Annotated in this window: 14 protein-coding genes, 1 tRNA gene, 1 pseudogene and 1 riboswitch; of the genes and pseudogenes, 12 read left to right on the forward strand and 4 right to left on the reverse strand. The window is 39.6% G+C overall.

Annotated elements, in window-relative coordinates; genetic code table 11:
- The first annotated feature begins 68 nt into the window (after positions 1–68).
- From J2S07_RS01325 to J2S07_RS01335, 3 genes are all read left to right on the forward strand, one after another.
- Positions 69–1,085: a TAXI family TRAP transporter solute-binding subunit gene (locus tag J2S07_RS01325; RefSeq protein WP_307148590.1), complete on the forward strand. Its 1,017-nt coding sequence runs from the start codon at positions 69–71 to the stop codon at positions 1,083–1,085.
- Between the two features lie 128 nt (positions 1,086–1,213).
- Complete coding sequence (locus J2S07_RS01330; protein ID WP_307148591.1) at positions 1,214–1,744, forward strand: DUF1850 domain-containing protein; 531 nt, start codon at positions 1,214–1,216, stop codon at positions 1,742–1,744.
- A complete protein-coding gene (locus J2S07_RS01335; RefSeq protein WP_307148592.1) occupies positions 1,731–3,695 on the forward strand; it encodes a TRAP transporter permease in 1,965 nt (654 codons plus the stop codon). The genes J2S07_RS01330 and J2S07_RS01335 overlap by 14 nt, the downstream gene beginning before the upstream one ends.
- A 75-nt stretch (positions 3,696–3,770) precedes the next feature.
- On the opposite strand, the gene J2S07_RS01340 is transcribed toward J2S07_RS01335, so the two are convergent.
- Together J2S07_RS01340 and J2S07_RS01345 are read right to left on the reverse strand one after the other, a co-directional pair.
- Positions 3,771–5,030, reverse strand: coding sequence for a cation:dicarboxylate symporter family transporter (locus J2S07_RS01340; protein WP_307148593.1), 1,260 nt, complete (start codon positions 5,028–5,030; stop codon positions 3,771–3,773).
- A gap of 124 nt (positions 5,031–5,154) precedes the next feature.
- A riboswitch (cyclic di-AMP (ydaO/yuaA leader) is annotated at positions 5,155–5,338 on the reverse strand.
- 119 nt (positions 5,339–5,457) lie between these two features.
- A complete protein-coding gene (locus tag J2S07_RS01345) occupies positions 5,458–5,679 on the reverse strand; it encodes a WYL domain-containing protein (RefSeq protein WP_307148594.1) in 222 nt (73 codons plus the stop codon).
- 172 nt (positions 5,680–5,851) lie between these two features.
- Here J2S07_RS01345 and J2S07_RS01350 point away from each other — a divergent pair.
- Positions 5,852–5,924, forward strand: a tRNA-Val gene (locus J2S07_RS01350).
- A 208-nt stretch (positions 5,925–6,132) separates the two neighbouring features.
- The gene (locus J2S07_RS01355) at positions 6,133–6,585 is read left to right on the forward strand and encodes a hypothetical protein (RefSeq protein WP_307148595.1); all 453 of its coding nucleotides are present in this window, start codon (positions 6,133–6,135) and stop codon (positions 6,583–6,585) included.
- Positions 6,586–6,764: 179 nt separating this feature from the next.
- Here the strand turns inward: J2S07_RS01355 and J2S07_RS01360 are convergent.
- Together J2S07_RS01360 and J2S07_RS01365 are read right to left on the reverse strand one after the other, a co-directional pair.
- Positions 6,765–7,007: pseudogene (locus tag J2S07_RS01360) on the reverse strand (DUF2238 domain-containing protein); the annotation flags it as partial.
- A 150-nt stretch (positions 7,008–7,157) separates the two neighbouring features.
- A complete protein-coding gene (locus J2S07_RS01365; protein WP_307148596.1) occupies positions 7,158–7,745 on the reverse strand; it encodes an ECF transporter S component in 588 nt (195 codons plus the stop codon).
- 416 nt (positions 7,746–8,161) lie between these two features.
- Between J2S07_RS01365 and licT the strand changes: the two genes are divergently transcribed.
- The 7 genes from licT to J2S07_RS01400 all read left to right on the forward strand — a co-directional run bounded on the left by licT (position 8,162) and on the right by J2S07_RS01400 (position 18,704).
- Positions 8,162–9,004 carry a BglG family transcription antiterminator LicT gene (gene licT, locus J2S07_RS01370; protein ID WP_307148597.1) on the forward strand — a complete coding sequence of 281 codons (843 nt, stop codon included), beginning with the start codon at positions 8,162–8,164 and terminating at the stop codon, positions 9,002–9,004.
- Positions 9,005–9,216: 212 nt separating this feature from the next.
- Positions 9,217–11,073, forward strand: coding sequence for a beta-glucoside-specific PTS transporter subunit IIABC (locus J2S07_RS01375; RefSeq protein WP_307148598.1), 1,857 nt, complete (start codon positions 9,217–9,219; stop codon positions 11,071–11,073).
- 62 nt (positions 11,074–11,135) lie between these two features.
- Positions 11,136–12,557 carry a glycoside hydrolase family 1 protein gene (locus J2S07_RS01380; RefSeq protein WP_307148599.1) on the forward strand — a complete coding sequence of 474 codons (1,422 nt, stop codon included), beginning with the start codon at positions 11,136–11,138 and terminating at the stop codon, positions 12,555–12,557.
- 64 nt (positions 12,558–12,621) lie between these two features.
- Positions 12,622–14,058 carry a glycoside hydrolase family 1 protein gene (locus J2S07_RS01385; RefSeq protein ID WP_307148600.1) on the forward strand — a complete coding sequence of 479 codons (1,437 nt, stop codon included), beginning with the start codon at positions 12,622–12,624 and terminating at the stop codon, positions 14,056–14,058.
- 31 nt (positions 14,059–14,089) lie between these two features.
- A complete protein-coding gene (locus tag J2S07_RS01390; protein WP_307148601.1) occupies positions 14,090–15,562 on the forward strand; it encodes a glycoside hydrolase family 1 protein in 1,473 nt (490 codons plus the stop codon).
- A gap of 237 nt (positions 15,563–15,799) precedes the next feature.
- Positions 15,800–16,132, forward strand: coding sequence for a metal-sensitive transcriptional regulator (locus J2S07_RS01395; protein ID WP_307148602.1), 333 nt, complete (start codon positions 15,800–15,802; stop codon positions 16,130–16,132).
- A 136-nt stretch (positions 16,133–16,268) separates the two neighbouring features.
- A complete protein-coding gene (locus J2S07_RS01400; RefSeq protein ID WP_307148603.1) occupies positions 16,269–18,704 on the forward strand; it encodes a heavy metal translocating P-type ATPase in 2,436 nt (811 codons plus the stop codon).
- Positions 18,705–18,745 lie beyond the last annotated feature (41 nt).

Here is an 18,745-nt window from a genome sequence, read left to right on the forward strand (position 1 = left end):
AAATATACATAATTTTGTGATAAAATAGAAAACGATAATCTTAGAAAGTACAAAAAGGGGGAAAAGGAATGAAGAAAAAGAGTTTTCTGTTACTGACTATTTTAATGTTAGCGCTATCAATGTTTCTAGCTGCTTGTGGTGGTGGAGAGAAAGAAAAGGCCAATGGAGGTAAGGATTCAGGCTCTGGTTCAGATTCAAAGGATGCTGAAGAGTCTGCCGATCTTCCAGAATTCGTTAGTATCCTAACTGGAGGTACTGGTGGAACTTATTATCCGCTAGGTGGTGCTTTCGCAAGTATTATTTCTGATGAGCTTGGGATTGATGCAAACGCTGAATCAACGGGTGCATCTGCTGAAAATATGACAACGTTGAAAGCTGGCGATGGAGAAATCGCCTTCACACAAACAGATATTGCTTCCTATGCGAAAGAAGGAAAAGCAATGTTCAAAGAGAAGATTGATAACATTCAAGCAATTGGTACTCTTTACCCTGAAACGATTCAAATTGTGACAACTGCAAAATCTGGAATCAAATCTGTTGAAGATTTAAAGGGGAAAAAGGTTTCTATCGGTGCCCCTGGTTCTGGTACAGCCCTGAATGCTGAACAAATTTTAGAGGTTCATGGATTAACATTAAATGATATTCAAAAGCAAGATTTATCTTTTGATGAATCCACAGCTGGAATCCAAGATGGTGCGATTGATGCGGCATTTGTTACAGCTGGAACTCCAACTGGTGCAGTTGAAGGCCTTTCTGCAACTGAAGATGTAGTGATCGTTCCAATTGCCCAGGACAAAATTGATGAGTTAATCAAGAAATATCCTTACTACATTCAAGATGAAGTACCAATTGGTGTTTATGGTCTAGAAGAGGCTGTTCCAACTGTAGCGGTATCAGCTATGTTAGCAGTTGTTGATAGTCTTTCTGAGGATGCTGTATACCAAATCACTAAAGCAATTTTCGAGAATCTAGACAAAGTAACACATGCTAAAGCTAAGATTATTGATCCAGCCAAGGCAAAGGAAGGAACTGGAATTGAGATCCATCCTGGAGCGCAAAAATATTATGATGAAAAAGGTTATTAATCTTAACTTCTAGTTTTTTGTCGATAAAAATGACCGGCTGCAATACCTTATTACAGGGGCTTGCGCCGGTCAAATTATCTTTTAATATGAATTCCTAAATATAGAATATGTTCTACAGGTGGGTTTGCATGAAGAAGCAACAGATAAACTGGATCATCTTTTTAGTAACCCTCGTATTTTTAAGTTTGACTATCCTTACATTCATTCCCATAAAGAAGGCACTTGTATTTGAAGATCCTAAAACTGAAAATGTGCTTGCCTACATCCCTCTGTCGGAGGAACAAACTTTTAAAATCAAGTATACCCATTCCATCCATCTATCTGATGTTGTAGAAAGTTATATGTCAACAAGTGATGGACAAATCAAGCAATATGAACTGATGTATGAGGATTTTGCCATCGGAATGCCGTCATATGCTTCTGATAGTGAGATATTCGAAGAGAAAAATGGGAAATATTTTCTTAAGAATATGAATCGAGTATTTCCATATTTTGACCTTCGAATTGCTCGAGTACGGGCGAATCATATCGTTATTTTCCAAAATGAAGAATTTCCTCTTTTAAATTACTTTGAAAAAGGTACAAGGGTACGTATTAAGATTGAAAATCTAGATTTGTTACAGCTTTTGAAAGGAGTGAACATCATTGAGTCAAAATAATCATGAAACACTTTCGTTAGAGGAACAACAGAAATTATTAGAAAAGTATGACCCTGAGGCAGGTACGAGGAAACTAACAGGAATAATTGGCTGGATTGTATTCCTAGGTCTCTTGGCTTTTTCCTTATTTCAACTATATACGGCTATATTTGGTGTTTTGACTGCACAATTACAGCGTTCAATTCACTTAGGCTTTGCCCTTTCTCTCATTTTCCTATTGTTCCCGGCCAAGAAAAAGGATCGGGGATTCAAGCATAAGCCAGCATGGTATGATATTATCCTGGCGATTGCCTCCGTTGTGGTAGGTGCTTATTGGCCGCTGATGATTGATGATTTGGTCATGAGAGCAGGGGTCATTACGGATATAGACTTTTACATAGGGATATTAGCCGTTCTATTGGTATTAGAAGCGACACGCCGAGCAGTGGGCTTGCCGATTACCATTATTGCTGGATTTTTTATTGTCTATGCATTATTTGGGCCACAAATGCCAGGGTTTTTAGCACACCGTGGTTTATCTCCAGAACGCTTCATTCAAACGATGTTTTACACAACTGAAGGCATACTTGGAACACCAATAGGGGTATCAGCTACATTTATCTTCTTGTTCCTATTATTTGGGTCCTTCCTTGTGAAAACCGGTGTAGGACAGTATTTTAATGATCTAGCGGTATCCATTGCTGGTAAGGCTACAGGAGGGCCGGCAAAGGTTGCAGTTTTCTCTAGTGCCCTTCAAGGAACAATTAGTGGTAGCTCTGTGGCAAACGTAGTTACTTCAGGTTCATTTACAATTCCGATGATGAAAAAGCTCGGATATAAGAAGGAGTTTGCTGGTGCGGTAGAAGCCGCAGCTTCCACAGGTGGACAGCTTATGCCGCCAGTCATGGGGGCTGCAGCCTTCTTAATGGTGGAGTTCATCGGCGGAATTACGTATTGGGAAATCGCAAAGGCAGCTGCTATCCCTGCATTACTATACTTTACTGGCATATGGATCATGACACATTTTGAAGCGAAAAGAGTAGGTCTTCGTGGTCTAAAAGATGAGGAAATGCCAAATCGCAAGGAAGTATTCAAAAATATTTATTTATTAACTCCAATTCTAGCTGTTATAGTCTTGTTAACCTCTGGTATGAGTGTAACAAGAGCAGCATTATGGTCCATTCTGATTACCATTATTGTCAGTGGTTTACGTAAAGCAACTAGAATTGGTTTCAAACAAATGATTGATGCTCTTGTAGATGGAGCTCGGACCGCACTGGGTGTGGCGGCAGCAACAGCCTGTGCAGGAATTATCGTTGGGGTCGTTACGAAAACAGGATTGGGGCTGAAGCTTGCAAACGGTTTATTAGACTTAGCGGGTGGAGCATTACTTCCAACCTTGATGTTAACAATGGTCGCTTGTATTATTCTTGGTATGGGTTCCCCAACAACAGCAAACTATGTTATTACATCAACGATTGCAGCACCTGCTATTATTTTGTTAGGCGTACCCGATTTATCTGCTCACTTATTCGTTTTCTATTTTGGAATTATTGCAGATATTACTCCTCCAGTTGCTTTAGCAGCCTTTGCTGCTGCAGGAGTTTCCGGTGGTGAACCGATTAAAACCGGTATAAATGCATCCAAGCTCGCAATAGCAGCCTTCATTATTCCATATATGTTCGTCCTTTCACCGGAATTACTGATGATCGATACGACTTGGTATTACTTAATTTGGGTTGTATTCACTGCACTCTGTGGGATGATGGCGATTGGCGCTGGTGTTATCGGATTCTGGCAAAGAAAGCTTAACGGGGTTGAAAGAATTGTAGGAATTGTTGCCGGGTTATTGCTAATTTATCCAGAAGGAATCTCAGATATTGTTGGTTTAATCATGTTTATTGGTCTTGTTGTACTTCAATTCCTTGGCAAAGGAAAAGGAACATCCACACCACAGGCCTTATCAAGTTAATCGTTTGAATATGTATAAAAAAGGAAGCTCTCAGTTTGAGAAAAGAGCTTCCTTTTAGTTTAGGTTCTACTTTGCCTAAGATAATTGTTCAACTAAATGTTCCTCTTTTTGTGGATTAAATTTCCCTTCCCATTTTGAAATGACAATTGCTGCAAGGGAATTCCCAATCACATTCACTACGGTACGTCCCATATCAAGAATACGGTCAATTCCCGCAATGAAGGCAAGTCCCTCAACAGGTAATCCGACGGTACCCAATGTTGCTAACAGAACGACAAAGGAGACACCAGGAACTCCTGCAATTCCTTTCGAGGTAACCATTAGAACAAGCATGAGTGAAATTTGATCAGCAATACTCATATCAATTCCATACATTTGCGCAATAAAAATCGCAGCAAGGGCTTGATAAAGAGTGGAACCATCCAAATTAAAGGAATAGCCTGTTGGAATAACAAATGCGGCTATATGCTTTGGACAGCCAAGCTTCTCGACCTTCTCCATTATTTTTGGTAGAACGGTTTCCGAGCTAGCTGTCGAGAATGCAAGAATTAATTCATCTTTAAGATAACTAATCAATTTGAAAATATTGTATCCAGATATCATGGCTACTGTACCGAGAACAACAATGATAAAGAACAGCATGGTTCCATATACGGTGAGAACCAGCTTTCCAAGTGGAACAAGAGAGGAAATACCGAATTTTGATACCGTTACACCAATCAAGGCAAATACACCGAATGGCGCAAATTTCATAATTTGATTCGTCGCCCAGAACATGGCATCTGCGATTCCCTGGAACAAGGTTAAAACCGGTTTTCCTTTTTCACCGATGGCAGATATCCCTAATCCAAGAACTAATGAAAAGAAAATTATTGCAAGCATGTCTCCATTGGCAATCGCTGCAATTGGATTCGTTGGAACAATTCCAACCAGGGTGTCCACAATTGTCTTACTTTCCTGAGCTTCAGCGGTTTCGACATAGCTGTGAATATCGGTTTGCTTTAGCTCGCTCATATTCACACCGCTACCTGGGTGGAAAATATTTGCTGAGGTAAGACCAACGATAATGGCGATGGTTGTAATGATTTCAAAATAGAGGAGTGTTTTCCCACCAATCTTACCTAACTGCTTGATATCGCCAACACCTGCAACGGCCACAACGATGCTCGCAATCACGATTGGGACGACAATCATTTTAATTAAACGAAGAAATATATCTCCAATGGGTTGAAGATAAGAGGCTGCTGTTGGACTACCATAGAAAATAGCACCCACTACTATACCAAGGGCTAGTCCAATAAATATCTGTGTTGCTAAACTAATCTTTTTTTTCATACAATCTCTCCTTACCTTTATTTTTTATGCTGCAATAATAAGTCTCGGTAAGGGAAACAGAGTAGCCACTTTTCGGCCAAAAATAGACACCTGTAGTGTCTGATTTTCAGGAAGTATTGATTTGCTGTTCCCTTATAGACGCTGACGGGGTTAGCTGTCGGGTTAGGACTGGAAACATGCCCCTTCTTAAAAAATTGCAAGCTGCACGTAATACCCAAGATGCCCGCATTTTCTAAAAATTCACCCCAAAGGCTGGAGGCCAACTGATTGGTTCCCCCGTTCTGAAAAAGATTAAGCGAAAAACACATAAGAAAATATTATCCTATTATAATTAATTTGTAAATAATAGATTCCTGGTAGCCGGTTTGAGGAGAATTCAGTGTATGAAAAAAGCTAACAACCCTATAAAAGATTGTTAGCTTTTATTTTACCCAATTTGCCGATTATCTTTCCTTGCGACCATTACAGATAAAATGTTGTCTAGATTAAACAATCTTGTTTGTCTGCGTAAATAACAGTAAGCACGAATAGTACTGGGATTGATTTCAGTAATCACAATTTTTCGTTGCGTGATTTGATTGTTTGAGGAAATATAAATCATTTCAATTGGCATATGCTCTTCCAGCGATCTCAAGAGAAGACCCTTCATGATGACTCCCCACTTTTCAAGTTCTTAGCTCTATTATATGCAAACAAATGTTCTTTATACAATAAAAAAACGAATATTTGTTCGTATTTTTATTTTCCATTCGCTCTTTATCAACAAAAGCATTGACTTTTCATTGTACCCATGTATAATAAAGCATGTACTCTTTAAAAACGATCTGTTAGCTCAGCTGGGAGAGCATCACCTTGACAGGGTGGGGGTCGGGGGTTCAAGTCCCTCACAGGTCATTGGGTGCCAAACCCGTAGAATCCTTCGGAACAAAGGGTTCTTGACAAAAGACTGCTTCCTTTGGAAGTGGTCTTTTTTGTGTTCGGCAGTTGTAGGGGAAAATTAGCATTTGTGAAGGGACGATCATGATACAAAAAAGATACAAAAGGTACAGAATAATTAGAGATGTGGTTGAAAAAGCTAATTTTAAAAAGGATGTTTTTTGCGATGTTCGGATTTATTACTGCGATTATTCTCTTTAATTTGTTAGCTTTTACAACCAATAAACGTTTAAACAAAAATGAATTACTGCATATATGGATGTTTACAATCGCTTTCCAGGCAGTTACTGAGACCTATATAGACTTCAAATACCATGGTTATTGGTACTTTACTAAAGAAATTAATTGGTGGGTGCTTCCTGCATTCACTGTATTAATCCCTCCTGTAAATATTATGTTTATAAATTGGTATCCATTTAAGCAATTGTTTTACAAGCAAATACTTTATATCCTGTTTTGGGTAATAGCTATTACATTGTATGAACTCATCTCATTATTACCTGAACCTTGGGATTTTTATCATAATTGGTGGCGTATATGGTATTCATTGCTGGTTAACCCAATTTTGTTAATAGCTGTTTTGTTTTACTATAAATGGGTCTGTAAGATTAACTCATAATCATAAAAGTGGAAACAAAGCAAGCGATAAACTAAATAAAATAGCCAATATCATTAAAGAAGATAAAGAGTTTGCAATTGAAATACTAAATACGCTCATGAACAGTTCAGAACACAATAATTTACTCATTTACTTTCACATTTCTAGGTCGAATACAATCAGTAGATACAGGATAATCCCTATTTTTTTAGCAGCTTTGTATGCAATTTTGAAAAGATGAGAAGTGCTAAAATAGAACCAACTAGGGTTAATAACATATCCCATTGTGAATCCCAGATATCTCCTTGAGTTCCTAAGAATTCTTTAGAAGCTTTTCCTCCTTTTGTTATCTTAGAAACTAACCATTCGATTATTTCATACAAAGCTGCGATAGCAAGCGATATACTTAATGTTACACCGATGAGCCATTTTCCTTCCGTAATTGCAGCACTTTTCTCAGTTGTTTCTATAGATAGTCTGCATAATCAACCGTTTTGTCTAATTATCTTTATTCAAAAACAACAATGTTTGAGAAAAGAGCCTAAATGAATAAGCATCGAATCAATTGACTCGATGCTTATTCGCAAAGGCTGCTATTTTCTTCTCAATTTTAATAACGGTTTTGAAATAATCGGCGCCAACACACCTGAAAGAATTGCTTCAGTAATTCCATTGGTGGCTACAATGGTCAGTAGCGCAGGCAAGAGCTGCTCCATGTCCATCTTCAAAAAGTTCGCATATGGCTCCCGATACAATAAATAAATGAGTCCCAGCACTAAAATAGTATTTGTTAAAGATCCCAGCACACCAGCAATACTCATTCTTACTGTTTCATTGAGCTTCCCGCTGAGCATTCTATGAAACACATATGCAGCAACTACACCAATTAAAATCCGAGGCAATACGGATACAAGCGGATTGGTGAAAATAAGTGGTGCAATTGGGCTTGTCGGGGCGACAAATGCCCTGATGAACGTGATCATACCCCATACGCCGCCGACGATGGCTCCATCCTTCATTCCGAGGACGATTGCTGCGATAATGACCGTTACCTGAATAATCGTTAAGCTAAGCGGTCCCATCGGGATATATCCTAAAAAAGGGATTGTCGTTTGAATAATTATGATGGAGGAAAGCATCCCTAATATGACAATTCGGAACGTCTTATTTTTCTTGTTCATATATAAACCCCTTTTAACGAAAAAAATCTTCTTCGTTATCATACTACAAAATACAGAAGAGACAATAGGGGAACAAGCTAAAAAAGCATTATTCAGTCAATCGATAGTTTTATTTTCTCCTACCTGTGCTGGTTTAAATGAAAAAATATTTGACAATTTTGGTTTAAGATATTATCTTAGTATTAAGAGTAAGCGCTTTACTTTAATAGCTTAATTATTATCAGGGTGTTACTGAAGAAGGCATAACCTGAATTTACTAGTATGGACGAGTCTATAATTCTCCATATTAAGTAGGTTCAGGTTTTTCATTTTTACTAGTATTGCTATTTTAAACATAGCAAGAGGTTTTTGTTCTATACTATGAGAGATATCTTAGGACTAGTTGTATTGTCTCAAATGAAAAGGCGGGTGAAGCTGTGATCCTTAAGAAAGCTTTGAACAATAATGTTGTACTGGCTAAGAATGAGAAGCATCAAGAAGTTGTTATTTTCGGGAATGGGATAGCTTTTAACAAAAAGCCGGGCGAAGTTATTGATGAGTCAAAAATTAGCAAGGTTTTTACACTTCAAACCCAAGACCTATCATTGAAGATGGCGACCCTGCTGAAAGATGTTCCAGTAGTGTATGCAGAAATTGCAGAAGAAATCATTAAATATGCAAAGACAAAAATTCATGGGCCAATTGGTGACTATCTCTTCTTGGCATTGACGGACCATATCCATTATGCGGTTACCCGTTATAAAAATGATGAGGAAATTCATAATGTACTGTTATGGGAAGCGAAGAAATTCTATAAGATAGAATTTGAAATTGGCATGAAAGCAATTGAGATTATCAAGGAAAAAACTGGTGTCGAATTTAGTGAGGATGAAGCGGGATTTATCGCTTTCCACTTTGCTAATGCCCAAACGGAAGAGCAGGAACTAAACCGAACGGTAAAGATTACACAGTTCGTTCAGGATGTCTTGGGAATTATAAAATATCATTTTGGTATTGAATTCGATGAGGACACATGGAATTATGGGAGGCTCATAACCCATTTGAAATTTTTTGCACAACGGGTTCTTTCAAAGGATATTGGGCAAAACGATGATGACTATTTATATAAGCATGTTCAACAAAAATATAAGAAAGCATTTGAATGTGTGAAAAAAATTGAGAAGTATGTTGCCAATGGATATGGGGTTACCATTACGAAAGCGGAAATGGTCTATCTGGTCCTTCATATTAACCGTGTGACCAGCCGGACCAAAGATTAGACATAAATCACAAATCAACTTAATAATTCAGGGTGTTACTGAAAAGGCATTACCTGAAGTGAAACAGAGAAGGCAATAGCTGCTGTTACTGGATTCCACAATGGGATCTAAGATGGGGCAGCTGCAATCCCTCCGGTTAAGTCTCGGACTCTGTATTCATTTCAGGTTTTTCTTTTGGAAAAATAAATAAAACCATTAGGAGGAAATCTAGAATGGCTGATTATAAAAATCTAGCTAAGGCAGTCATAGATGGGGTAGGTGGAGAAGGGAATATCGTGAGCCTCTACCATTGTATGACAAGACTTCGTTTTAAATTGAAGGATGGAAGCAAGTTTAACAAAAAGGAATTACAGAATACCGATGGTGTTATAACGGTTGTTGAAAGTAACGGCCAATACCAGGTTGTCATCGGTAACCATGTTGCGGATGTATTTGATACGATTACGAAAATGTACAATATTGTAGCTACATCTAATGAGAAAGATACCAATGAAAAAAAAGGCAATCCTATTGCACGCGTGTTTAACATCATGTCAAACATATTCACACCAATTGTTCCATTACTTGCGGGTTCAGGTATGCTGAAGGCAGTTCTCGTTATTTTAACAACTTATTTCGGAATGTCTGCTGAAGGTAGTACCTATATGATTCTAAGTGCAGCCTCTAATGCGGTATTTTACTTCTTCCCGTTAGTTCTCGCATTTTCGGCGGCAAGGGCGTTCGGGACAAACCCATTTGTGTCATTTGCAATCATGGGAGCGCTACTTGAGCCTAAGTTTACAGGCCTTATGCAAAACGTTGGGGATATCGTTGAATTCGCAAACCTCCCTATTGTCCTTATGGGTTACAGCGGAACCGTCATCCCGGCTATTTTAGCGATTTGGGCATTTTCATATCTTGAGCGTTTCTTGAATCGTTATGTACCAAATTTGATTAAGATGTTTGCAGTACCAATGCTTTCTCTTCTAATCATGGTTCCACTTACAGCAGGTGTAATCGGCCCTATCGGTGTTTATCTTGGAAACTGGATTGCTGATGGAATAGCTTTCATGAGCGGAACAAGTGGAATGCTAACAGGAGCCATCATTGGTGCTGGCTGGACATTCCTTGTTATGTTTGGTGTTCATTGGGGTATTGTCCCAGCAATGCTTAATAACCTAAGTACGACTGGTTTTGATACAATACGACCACCGGTTGCAAACGCAACATTTGCTCAGGCTGGTGTTGCTTTCGGTGTGTTTCTTAAAGCAAAAGACAAGAAACTTAAAACAACAGCCATTTCTGTTATGATGCCTGCGCTTCTTGCCGGTATTACTGAACCAATTGTTTATGGATTGTCCGTAAAATACAAGCGGCCGATGATAGCTGCAGTTATCGGCGGTACGCTGGGCGGAGGTTTTGCAGGTGCAATGAAAACGACGGTAATGGCCTATGTATTCCCGGCTCTTACCACTCTGCCTGCATTTATGACTGGAACATTTGTGTATTACATCATTAGTATCACCATAGCATTTACCGTGACAGCTGCATTAACCTATATTCTTGGTTTTGATGAAGAAGATACGAAGGAGCCATTACCAAAGGATCAACCGAAAAAGACTCCGTCTGTAACACGTTCAATCGTCCTTTCTCCGTTGACTGGACAGATTGTCCCGCTTAATCAAGTAAAAGATCCTGTGTTCTCTACTGAAGCGATGGGCAAGGGAATTGCCATATTGCCTGAGGATGGAAAAGTGTACTCTCCAGTGTCAGGGAAAGTAACAACCTTATTCCACACAGGTCATGCAATTGGTTTGACTTCAGACCTAAATACTGAAATCCTGATCCACATCGGTCTTGATACAGTCAAGCTTAATGGTGAGTTCTTTATCACGCATGTGCAGCAAGGAGATGATGTTGAGAAAGGACAACTACTAATTGAATTTGATGTAAAGAAAATTGTGGAAGCAGGCTATGATGTGACTACTCCGGTTATCATCACCAACTCCAATGACTATACGGATGTAATTGAAACTGAGCAAAAATCAGTTAAGAAGCAAGATGTATTGCTAACAGCAGTTGTTTTATAAGTAAATTGGACCGCTGTGCTAGTTTAGTATAGCGGTCCAACTCTTAATAAGGAGGACTTGGTATGAAGGAATTTCCAAAGGGTTTTCTATGGGGCGGTGCCATTGCCGCTAACCAGGCAGAAGGTGCATGGAATGAAGATGGTAAGGGACCAGCCATTTCGGATGTATATCGGAATGGGATTGTTGGCGGCCATTTTGACGGCGAAGTACTTGAAGGCCATTATTATGCAAGCCATGAGGCAATTGATTTTTACCATCGCTACAAAGAGGACATTGCGTTACTTGCAGAGGCTGGGCTCAAGTGTTTCAGGACATCGATTGCTTGGTCGAGGATTTTCCCGAATGGTGATGAAGAACAGCCGAATGAAAAGGGTCTGCAATTTTACGATGATCTGTTCGACGAGTTGCTCCGTTATAACATTGAGCCAGTTATCACCATCTCGCATTTTGAAATTCCGTTGAATTTAATACTCAAATATGACGGCTGGAAGAATCGGAAGCTGATTGGCTTTTTTGAAAGGTATGCAAGGACAATCCTTACTAGATATAAGGGTAAGGTTAAATATTGGATGAATTTCAATGAAATCAACCATTTCCATACGATTCCACTAGCAGCAGGGGGAATCTTAATTAAGGATGAACAATCAAAGCTGCAGGATATTTACCAGGCATCACACCATGTCTTCGTCGCAAGTGCTCTTGCCAAAAAGCTATGCAGTGAAATCTCACCGGATGCAAAGATGGGCTGCATGCTTTCATTAAGTCCAATATATCCACACACCTGTAATCCTGAGGACATTTTTGACGCTTACGAACTAAGAAGAAGGTCACTTTTTTACTCTGATGTCATGATCCGCGGCTATTATCCAAGCTATGCGAAACGCATTTGGAGGGAGCATGGCATTTCTGTCAAGATGGAGGAAGGGGATCTTGAAATCATTAGGGAAAATACGGTCGATTACCTTGGTTTCAGTTATTATAGGAGTTCAACCCATAAAGCTGGGATGCCGATTTTGGGGAACACTGGAGGTATCATTGGTCTAGAGAACCCTTATTTGGAAAAAACAGAATGGGGCTGGCCGATTGATCCAAAGGGACTTCGTTTCGTGTGCAATGAACTTTACGACCGATACCAGATTCCTCTGTTCATTGTTGAAAATGGTTATGGTGGGATTGATGAAATTGGTGAGAATGGTGAAATTCATGATGATGCCAGAATTGACTATATACGAAAACACTTACTCCAACTGCAGGAAGCAATTGAGGATGGCTGTGAAGTCATGGGATATACCTGGTGGGGGCCTATGGATATAGTCAGTGCCGGGACAGGGGAAATGAGAAAACGCTACGGATTTATTTATGTTGATAAGGATAATGATGGTAATGGAACACTAGAGAGAAGGAAAAAGAAAAGCTTTAACTGGTACAAATCTGTGATTGAAACAAATGGAAAAGTATTATTTGAGACAAATGATAAATGCTGACTGAACCTAGAAATAAAACTGAATGAATTTATCTGAAAGCAAAATAGATTTAGGAGGGAATAATGTGGAGCATCGAAACAAGATTTCTTTTCCAAAGGATTTTCTTTGGGGCGCGGCCTCTGCGGCTTACCAGGTAGAGGGAGCGTGGAATGAGGACGGGAAAGGCCCGTCTGTCTGGGATAATTTTGTCCGCGAGGAAGGAAGAACCTATAAGGGAACGAACGGGGATGTTGCGGTTGATCATTATCACCGTTATAAAGAAGACGTAAAGTTGATGGCTGAACAGGGTCTCAAAGCATACAGGTTCTCGGTCGCATGGAGTCGGATTTTCCCCAAAGGTAATGGTGAAGTTAATGAAAAAGGTCTGCAGTTTTACGATGATTTAATCAATGAACTTCTGAAATATGGAATAGAACCGATTTTAACGTTGTACCATTGGGATTTACCACAGGCACTACTTGAGGAGTATGGAGGCTGGGAATCCCGAAGAATCATTGAGGATTTCAACACTTATGCGGTAACGCTCTTTAAACATTACGGCGACCGCGTGAAGTACTGGGTGTCGCTGAATGAGCAAAACTATTTTGTCGGCTACAGTTATGAAACTGGTCTGCACCCGCCAGCAGTGCGTGATAAAAAACGGATGTATGAGGCGAATCATATTGCCAATCTTGCTAATGCAACGGTCATTAAGTCGTTTAGAAAGTTTGTTCCAGACGGGAAAATTGGACCAAGTTTTGCGTATAGGCCATATTATCCACTAAATTCTAATCCGGAAAATATTCTCGCATTCGAGAACGCAGAGGATCTGCTAAATTATTTCTGGATGGATATCTATGCTTGGGGAACATATCCAAAGACCGCTTGGAGATATCTTGAGGAAAACGGTCTTACACCTACTGTGGAAGAAGGGGACTTTGAACTTCTGAAATCTGAGAAACCTGATTTTATGGGAGTGAATTATTACCGTACCACTGCTGTTGAAAAAAATCCATTGGAAGGCGGAGTAAGCATCGGTATAAAAAATACAACCGGCAAAAAGGGCTCAACCAAGCATTCAGGAGTACCTGGCATGTATAAAACCACTGACAACCCGTTTGTTGAAACTTCAAACTGGGATTGGGAGATTGATCCACAGGGAATCAGGGTGGCGCTTCGCCGCATCGAAGCACGCTATCATCTTCCAGTACTGATTACTGAAAACGGACTTGGTGAATTTGATACTGTTGAAGAAGATGATGTGATTAATGATGATTACCGGATTGGTTATCTAGAAGCTCATATTGCCGCCATCCAGGATGCTATTTCTGATGGAGTGGATGTCATGGGTTACTGCGCCTGGTCGTTCACTGATCTATTAAGCTGGCTAAATGGCTACCAAAAAAGGTACGGCTTTGTTTATGTGAACCGAACCGAAGAGGATGAAAAAGACCTCCGTAGGATTAAGAAGAAAAGTTTTTACTGGTATCAGGATGTTATTAAAAGGAACGGTATCCAATAGTTATTTTTAGAAAAAGGGGAGGTTTATAATCATGTTTCAATTGAAAACCAAATTTCCTGAAAATTTCTTATGGGGAGGGGCAACTGCTGCCAATCAACTTGAGGGAGGGAGTGATGTAGGCGGCAAGGGTCTTTCTGTCTCAGATGTATATATCTTTGATGAGAATACTCCAAAAGAGCATTGGGCTGACCAATGGCATTTGATGACCCATAGACAAGTGGAGGAAGCTCAAGATCCCACTAGCAAAAAGTATTATCCTAAAAGGCATGGAGTGGACTTTTATCATCACTACAAGGAAGATATCGCTTTGTTTGCCGAAATGGGCTTTAAATGTTTCAGAATGTCACTTGCTTGGACACGGATTTTCCCAAATGGAGATGAGCTCGAACCAAATGAAGTGGGACTGGCGTTCTATGACTCCGTGTTTGATGAACTAAAAAAATATGGCATTGAGCCGATTGTTTCTCTATCTCATTATGAAATGCCTCTTCACCTTGCCACTGAATATGGAGGCTGGGTAAATCGTAAATTAATTGATTTCTATGTACGATTTGCCACAACTGTTTTCAATAGATATAAGGATAAAGTGAAATACTGGATGACGTTTAATGAAATCAATTGTGTGAAGCACCACCCTTATGTAAGTTTAGGGGTTGTCGAGGAAAATCATCCTCATATTGAGCAAGCCAAATTTCAAGGAGCACATCATCAATTTGTTGCAAGTGCTCTAGCTACAAAAGCTTGTAAAGAGAGTAATCCTGAAGCAAAAGTAGGATGTATGATTAGTTATCAGCTTCTTGTTCCATACAGCTGTGATCCGGATGATATTCAAAAGACTGTGGAAAAGCAGCGAGAATCCTTGTTTTTTAGTGATGTACAAGCAAGAGGTTACTATCCAGCATACACAGCTCGCATGTTGGCGGACAAAAATGTAATCCTTGAAGTGGAACCTAAAGATGAACAAATTATGAGAGAGTATCCGGTTGATTATGTATCCTTCAGCTACTATATGTCGAGTGCTATCAGTGCGCATCCAGAAAAGTTAGAAGGAGCGGTAGGAAACTTAATTACGGGAGGAATTAAAAATCCTTATTTACCAACGAGCGACTGGGGCTGGCAGATCGACCCTAAGGGTTTACGAACTGCTTTAAATCAGCTATTTGATCGCTATCAAAAACCGTTATTTATTGCAGAAAACGGTTTAGGTGCAATGGATGTAGTGGAAGAAGGCGATCTTATCCAAGATGATTATCGCATTTCATATCTTAGAGATCATATCAAACAAATTAAAGAAGCGATTACAGATGGTGTAAATGTATTTGGATATACGAGCTGGGGCTGTATTGATATGATCAGTGCTTCAACGAACCAAACATCAAAACGATATGGATACATTTATGTCGATCAAGATGATATGGGGAGAGGCACAAAGCGCCGTATTAAAAAGAAATCATTCCATTGGTATAAAAATGTTATTACTAGTAATGGAGAAGAATTGGATTAATAGAATATGTTATTGGGGAAGCGGTTATGGTAGAAAAGAATTACACAATAATTGATGAAGTAATGGTAAAGGAGGAGCTTGCTGAATAACGAGCGAATTTCTGGAACAATGGATCTTTGATATAAGGCTGTTTCCTTTGGGAGCAGTCTTTTTTTGTTAAGCATCTAATTTAATTGACCCTCTTTACATACCCTGTAAGGGTATAGTATAATAACATCAAGTTAGGGGGTTGAGTATATGGAAAACTCAATTAAAGTAGAAGCTTGCCATACAGAAGATGGTACCTCTTGTCGAAAAAGTCATCATCCAGAGCGTGTAAAAAAGGATTTAACAACTCGATTAAATCGTATTGAAGGTCAGATCCGTGGAATCAAAGGAATGATCGAAAGGGACGTATACTGTGATGACGTGATTACCCAGATTTCTGCGACACAATCAGCTTTAAATAGTGTAGCCAAAATTCTTTTAGAAGGTCATTTAAAAGGATGTGTGGTAGATCGCCTTTCGGAAGGGGACAATGAGGTTTTAGACGAATTAGTGGTTACTATCCAAAAACTTATGAAAAAATAATTTTTTTGCGGTATATATACCCCTATGTGGTATGAGGAAATGGATTATGTTTTTAAGGGAATTAGAGTGCTTTTTAGAGCGCTCTCTCATTTTATAAAAAATATACCCATTATGGGTATGTGGAGGGTGGAAGATTATGAGTACAGAAGCTATAGAGGGTAGTAAATTGAAAGAAACGAGCATTCAAATTACAGGAATGACTTGTGCCGCGTGTGCGACCCGGATCGAAAAAGGATTAAATAAAATGGATGGGGTCGAGCAAGCATCGGTCAACCTTGCACTTGAAAAATCCTCCATTAAATATGACCCATCAAAACTGAGTGAAGCTGATTTTGAAAAGAAAATTGAGGCGCTTGGCTACGGGGTTGTAAAACAAAAAGCGGAGTTTGATATCACAGGAATGACCTGTGCAGCTTGTGCAACACGGATCGAAAAAGGGCTAAAAAAGATGGAAGGTGTTGCAGCCGCAAACGTCAATCTAGCACTTGAAAAAGCAACCATTGAATTTAATCCATCTGAAGTAACGATTGCAGACATTATTGCAAAGTTAGAAAAGCTTGGTTACGGTGCACATCAAAAGGAAGAGGATAAGGAACAGGTAGATCATCGTGAAAAGCATATAAAAGATCAACAACGTAAATTCATTGTTTCAGCGGTTTTATCATTACCATTATTATGGACGATGGTCGGTCACTTTTCCTTTACATCGTTCTTATATGTACCGGAATTCTTAATGAATCCATGGATTCAACTGATATTGGCAACACCAGTACAATTTATTATCGGGAAACAGTTTTATGTAGGTGCCTATAAAGCACTTCGTAATGGTAGTGCAAATATGGATGTGCTAGTTGTTATGGGTACTTCCGCAGCTTACTTTTATAGTGTATATCAAGCGATTGTTACAGCTGGAACACATCATGGTCCACACCTATATTTTGAAACAAGTGCGGTGCTGATTACCTTGATCCTCTTAGGTAAATTATTTGAAGCGAAAGCAAAAGGCCGTTCATCTGAAGCCATCAAAAAATTAATGGGACTTCAAGCAAAAACGGCAATGGTTGTACGTGACGGTGTTGAAAAGGAAGTACCATTAGAAGAAGTAGTCATCGGTGACACTATTTTAGTGAAGCCAGGTGAAAAAATTCCTGTTGATGGTGAAGTATTAGAAGGTACAACGGCCGTTGATGAATCTATGTTAACGGGTGAAAGTTTGCCAGTGGATAAAAAAGCGGGCGACATATTATACGGCGCAACGATTAATAAAAATGGTTTTATCAAAATGACAGCAACTAAAGTTGGTCGTGATACTGCGTTAGCCCAAATTATTAAAGTAGTAGAAGATGCACAAGGTTCAAAAGCACCAATCCAACGTTTGGCTGACCAAATTTCGGGTATTTTTGTACCAATCGTTGTAGGGATTGCGTTTATCACTTTCTTAGTATGGTTTATTTGGGTCCAACCAGGTGAGTTTACACCTGCACTTGAGGTCTTAATTGCCGTTCTAGTTATTGCTTGTCCATGTGCGCTGGGTCTTGCTACACCAACTTCTATTATGGCAGGAAGCGGCCGTGCAGCTGAGTTTGGTATTTTATTCAAAGGCGGCGAGCATTTAGAACAAACACAAGGCATTGACACAGTGGTTGTTGATAAAACAGGTACTGTCACACATGGTAAACCTGTTTTAACAGATGTCCTATTAGCAGATGGTCAAGATATAGAGAAATTCTTATCACTTATTGGCGCAGCCGAAAAACAATCTGAGCATCCATTAGCACAAGCGATCGTTCAAGGAATTGAGGATAAAGGCATCGAACTTGGTGAAACCCAATTTTTTGAAGCGATTCCAGGCTACGGTGTTCAAGCAACGGTCTCAGGTCAAGGGGTTGTCATCGGCACACGAAAGCTCATGCAGCAATATGGGATTGATATTACAACCATTCTATCAGCAATGGAGGAATTAGAGAAAAATGGGAAAACAGCGATGCTAGCGGGTATTAATGGACAATATGCAGGGCTAGTTGCCGTAGCAGATACGATTAAAGAAACATCTCAACAAGCGATTCGCCGACTGCAGGATATGGGCATTAAAGTCATCATGATGACAGGAGATAACGAGCGTACAGCGCAAGCAATTGGCAAAGAGGTAGGCGTTAACGCAGTAATTGCCGAAGTACTTCCTGAAGGGAAAGCAGAAGAAGTGAAAAAACTGCAAGAACAAGGTAAAAAGGTGGCAATGGTTGGTGACGGGATCAATGACGCACCAGCACTGGCTACTGCTGATATTGGGATGGCCATTGGTACGGGTACTGATGTAGCGATGGAAGCTGCAGATATTACACTGATTCGAGGAGACCTAAACAGTATTGCTGATGCCATTTTGATGAGCCGCAAAACGATGCGTAACATTAAGCAAAACTTATTCTGGGCGTTTGCTTATAATACCATCGGGATTCCAATTGCGGCAGCAGGATTCCTTGCCCCTTGGGTTGCTGGTGCTGCGATGGCGTTTAGTTCTGTATCTGTTGTATTGAATGCATTGCGTTTACAAAGAGTGAAGCTAGAAAAATAGAATATTGGATAGAGATTAAGATTTATAGAAGTGGTCTTTTT

Source organism: Anoxybacillus andreesenii, from assembly GCF_030813005.1.
Taxonomy (GTDB): domain Bacteria; phylum Bacillota; class Bacilli; order Bacillales; family Cytobacillaceae; genus Robertmurraya; species Robertmurraya andreesenii.

Bases quoted from the DNA above. Each gene is read 5' to 3' on its own strand.
- J2S07_RS01375 (WP_307148598.1), top strand. From the start codon at position 9,217: ATGGCTGATTATAAAAATCTAGCTAAGGCAGTCATAGATGGGGTAGGT.
- J2S07_RS01345 (WP_307148594.1), bottom strand. From the start codon at position 5,679: ATGAAGGGTCTTCTCTTGAGATCGCTGGAAGAGCATATGCCAATTGAA.
- J2S07_RS01380 (WP_307148599.1), top strand. From the start codon at position 11,136: ATGAAGGAATTTCCAAAGGGTTTTCTATGGGGCGGTGCCATTGCCGCT.
- J2S07_RS01355 (WP_307148595.1), top strand. From the start codon at position 6,133: ATGTTCGGATTTATTACTGCGATTATTCTCTTTAATTTGTTAGCTTTT.
- J2S07_RS01395 (WP_307148602.1), top strand. From the start codon at position 15,800: ATGGAAAACTCAATTAAAGTAGAAGCTTGCCATACAGAAGATGGTACC.
- J2S07_RS01340 (WP_307148593.1), bottom strand. From the start codon at position 5,030: ATGAAAAAAAAGATTAGTTTAGCAACACAGATATTTATTGGACTAGCC.
- J2S07_RS01330 (WP_307148591.1), top strand. From the start codon at position 1,214: ATGAAGAAGCAACAGATAAACTGGATCATCTTTTTAGTAACCCTCGTA.
- J2S07_RS01325 (WP_307148590.1), top strand. From the start codon at position 69: ATGAAGAAAAAGAGTTTTCTGTTACTGACTATTTTAATGTTAGCGCTA.
- J2S07_RS01390 (WP_307148601.1), top strand. From the start codon at position 14,090: ATGTTTCAATTGAAAACCAAATTTCCTGAAAATTTCTTATGGGGAGGG.
- J2S07_RS01365 (WP_307148596.1), bottom strand. From the start codon at position 7,745: ATGAACAAGAAAAATAAGACGTTCCGAATTGTCATATTAGGGATGCTT.
- J2S07_RS01400 (WP_307148603.1), top strand. From the start codon at position 16,269: ATGAGTACAGAAGCTATAGAGGGTAGTAAATTGAAAGAAACGAGCATT.